The organism is Bradyrhizobium sp. NAS80.1 (assembly GCF_001908205.1).
Lineage (GTDB): Bacteria > Pseudomonadota > Alphaproteobacteria > Rhizobiales > Xanthobacteraceae > Bradyrhizobium.
The window spans coordinates 1-3,716 of sequence record NZ_LGHL01000322.1 but is presented as its reverse complement, the minus strand read 5'-3'; the positions used below and the strand labels follow the sequence as shown (position 1 = coordinate 3,716).

4 protein-coding genes are annotated in these 3,716 nt (G+C 64.1%); all 4 read right to left on the bottom strand.

The genetic code is table 11. From position 1 onward, the window contains the following. Positions 1–146: 146 nt before the first annotated feature. A complete protein-coding gene (locus AC629_RS42655) occupies positions 147–677 on the bottom strand; it encodes a hypothetical protein (protein WP_084810608.1) in 531 nt (176 codons plus the stop codon). A 34-nt stretch (positions 678–711) separates the two neighbouring features. After that, the gene (lpdA, locus tag AC629_RS42650) at positions 712–2,112 is read right to left on the bottom strand and encodes a dihydrolipoyl dehydrogenase (RefSeq protein ID WP_084810607.1); all 1,401 of its coding nucleotides are present in this window, start codon (positions 2,110–2,112) and stop codon (positions 712–714) included. A 38-nt stretch (positions 2,113–2,150) separates the two neighbouring features. Then, entirely contained in the window at positions 2,151–2,900 is a 750-nt protein-coding gene (locus tag AC629_RS42645) for an SDR family oxidoreductase (protein WP_084810609.1), read from the bottom strand. A 67-nt stretch (positions 2,901–2,967) separates the two neighbouring features. Beyond that, positions 2,968–3,716: 2-oxoglutarate dehydrogenase complex dihydrolipoyllysine-residue succinyltransferase (gene odhB, locus AC629_RS42640; RefSeq protein ID WP_084810606.1), on the bottom strand; the 749-nt coding region annotated here is incomplete at its 5' end.

Genomic DNA, 3,716 nt, shown 5'->3' with positions numbered 1-3,716 from the left:
ATACGGGGTCTTCTTTGCCGCCCACCCAGTCGCTATCATCGACTTGGCGAGCGGAGAAAGTGTCGGCTATGTCCCCGAACACCCGTCGGTCATGTCCCCGGGCTGAACATCAAGCCGGGCGATGACACCAAGTATGTGGCGAACAGCTAGCGCGCTTGGTGCACGCTCTTACGAAAGCGCTGGATCAGGCGGAGCGTGCGGGAGGACCAGCCTTCGCCGTTGCCGATGATGAGCTCCCTGATGCGGCGCTTGATCGGGTCGACCAGCTGGGAGGCCTTGGCGCGCACCTTCAACACCAGCTCATAGAGCCGCTCGAACCAGCCCATCTCCAGCAGCTTGTCGCGCGTCACGTCGAAGACGAAGGCGGTGACGCCGACGCCGACCATCTTGGCGAACAGAAGCGTGAAGACCGCGCTGGTCCAGTATTCGTGCGCGAGCAGCCACAGCCCGACCAGCTTGAGCGGAAACAGCGGGATGATGGGGACGGCGAAGACGATCAACGTCATCGCCGGCGACAGCGCATCGACACGCTCCGTCAGCCATTGCTTGAACCGGGCGAGCGGGATGATTGCGACAACCCGCGCGACGACCGGCTCAAGATGGTCCCACAGCCAGGCTTCGATCAGGAAGATGATCGCCAGCAGGACCCAGACCGGTTGAAGAAGGCGGCGCAGCATGTGATGTCCCGCCCGATTCAGCTTGGGGCGTCGCCTACATATGGATGGCCCGCTTGCCGACTGCAAGCGCGGCCTCCTTGATGGCCTCCGAGCGGGTCGGATGCGCGTGGCAGGTGCGAGCGAGATCTTCCGCGCTGCCACCAAACTCCATGAGAACGCACGCTTCTTGGATCATTTCGCCGGCTTCGCGGCCGATAATATGCACGCCGAGCACGCGATCGGTCTTCGCATCTGCGAGAATCTTCACAAAGCCGTCGGTGGTCTGGTTGACCTTGGAGCGGCCGTTGGCGGTAAAGGGAAACTTTCCGACCGTATAGGCCACACCCGCCTGCTTCAGTTCCTCCTCGGTCTTGCCGACAGCGGACACTTCCGGCGTGGTGTACACGACGCCTGGAATGACATCGTAGTTCACGTGACCCGCCTGGCCTGCGATGATCTCGGCAACCGCAACGCCTTCGTCCTCGGCCTTGTGCGCCAGCATCGGGCCTGCGACGACGTCGCCGATGGCATAGACGCCCTTCAGGCTGGTGGCGAAGTGGGCGTCGATCTGCACGCGGCCGCGATTGTCCAGCGCAACGCCGGCTTCCTTCAGGCCCAGGCCCTCGGTGTAGGGTACGCGGCCGATGCAGACGAGAACGACGTCGGCTTCCAGCATTACGGCAGCGCCGCCGGCAGCCGGCTCGATCTTTGCGAGCAGCGCCTTCCCATTGTTCTCGACACCCGTGACCTTCGAGCCGAGCTTGAAGGCAAAGCCCTGCTTTTCCAGGATGCGCTGGAATTGCTTGGCGATCTCGCCGTCCATGCCGGGCAGGATGCGATCGAGGAATTCGACGACGACGACTTCGGCGCCGAGACGTTGCCAGACCGAGCCGAGCTCAAGGCCGATCACGCCAGCGCCGACGATCAGGAGCTTGCCGGGCACCTTGTCGAGCGACAGCGCGCCGGTCGACGACACGATGCGCTTCTCGTCGATCTCGATGCCGTTCAGCCGCGCGATGTCCGAGCCGGTGGCGATCACGATGTTCTTGGTGCCGACCACCTGCGACTTGCCGTCGGCGTAGATTTCCACCTTGCCGGCACTGATGATCTTGCCGGTGCCCTTGAGCACGTCGATCTTGTTCTTCTTCATCAGGAACTCGACGCCCTTGACGTTGCCGTCGATGCCCTGCTGCTTGAAGTTCATCATCGCGGGAAGCTCGAGCTTCGGCGCGGAGACCGACACGCCCATCTTGGCGAAGGAATGCGTGGCTTCCTCGAACATCTCGGAAGCGTGCAGCAGCGCCTTCGACGGCATGCAGCCGACGTTGAGGCAGGTGCCGCCGAGCGTGGCGTTCTTTTCGACCACGGCGACTTTCATTCCGAGCTGGCTTGCGCGCACCGCGCAGACATAACCGCCCGGTCCGGTGCCGATGACGACGAGATCGTAGGTAGCCATGAGAGAAAGTCCCGTAGGTTTAGCGTGATGAGGATGTGTCAGCGTCCGCCGGACACATCGAGAATGGCTGAGGTGACATAGGAGGCATCGTCCGACATCAGCCAGACGATGGCGTTGGCGATTTCATCGGCCGTGCCGACGCGCTTCATCGGCACCAAATGGGCGAGACGATGAGCGCGATCGGGCTCGCCGCCGGCGGCGTGGATTTCGGTGTCGATCAGGCCGGGCCGAATCGCGGCGACGCGAATGCCTTCGCCCGCGACCTCATGGCCGAGGCCGACGGTGAAGGAATCGACCGCGCCCTTGGACGCCGCGTAATCGACATAGGTGTTTGGCGCGCCGAGCCTGGCAGCGACCGACGACAGATTGACGATGACGCCGCCCTTGCCGCCATGCTTGGTCGACATCCGCTTCACCGCCTCGCGCGCGCAGAGGATTGAGCCGGTGACGTTGACCGCCATCACGCGCTGGATGCGCTCGGCCGACATCTCGTCGACACGCACGCCGCTCTTGCCGACGATGCCGCCATTGTTGACGAGCGCCCCGAGCGTCCCGAACTTGTCCGCCGCCTTGAACAGTTCGAGGATGTCGCTTTCCTCGGCGACATCGCATTTCACCGCGATGGCCTTGCCGTTGCTGGCCTCGATCTCGGCGACCACCTCGTCGGCGGCCTTCTTGTTGCTGGCATAGCCGACGACGACGCGGAAGCCGCGCGCGGCCGCCGCAATCGCGGTCGCCCGCCCGATGCCGCGGCTGCCGCCGGTGATGACAACGACCTTATCCGTCATGTGCGCCTCCATGGTTCGACACGCGCCGTCGCGCAAAGGGGCGACGGCGCTCGCAGAGCACTAGGGATCAGAGATCGAGCACCAGGCGCGCCGGATCTTCCAGGCTCTCCTTGACGCGAACCAGGAAGGTGACGGCTTCCTTGCCGTCGATGACGCGGTGATCGTAGGACAGCGCCAGATACATCATCGGGCGGACCTCGATCTTGCCGCCGACGACCATCGGTCGCTCCTGGATCTTGTGCATGCCGAGGATGCCGGACTGCGGCGCGTTCAGGATCGGCGTCGACATCAGCGAGCCGTAGATGCCGCCATTGGTGATGGTGAAGGTGCCGCCCTGCATCTCGTCGATCTTGAGCTGGCCGTCACGGGCGCGGCGACCGAAATCGGCGATGCCCTTCTCGATGTCGGCGATCGACTTGTGGTCGCAGTCGCGCACCACGGGCACGACGAGGCCCTTGTCGGTGCCGACGGCGACGCCGATGTGGTAGTAGTTCTTGTAGATCAGGTCGGTGCCGTCGATCTCGGCGTTGACGGCCGGGATGTCCTTCAGCGCCTGCACGACGGCCTTGGTGAAGAAGCCCATGAAGCCGAGCTTCGAGCCGTGCTTCTTCTCGAACGCATCCTTGTAGTGGGCACGCAGCGCCATGACGTTGGTCATGTCGACCTCGTTGAAGGTCGTGAGCATGGCCGCGGTGTTCTGCACGTCCTTGAGGCGGCGCGCGATGGTCTGGCGCAGGCGAGTCATCTTGACGCGCTCTTCGCGGGCAGCGTCATCGGCCGGCGACGGCGCGCGCACCTGCACGGCGGCGGCGGGCT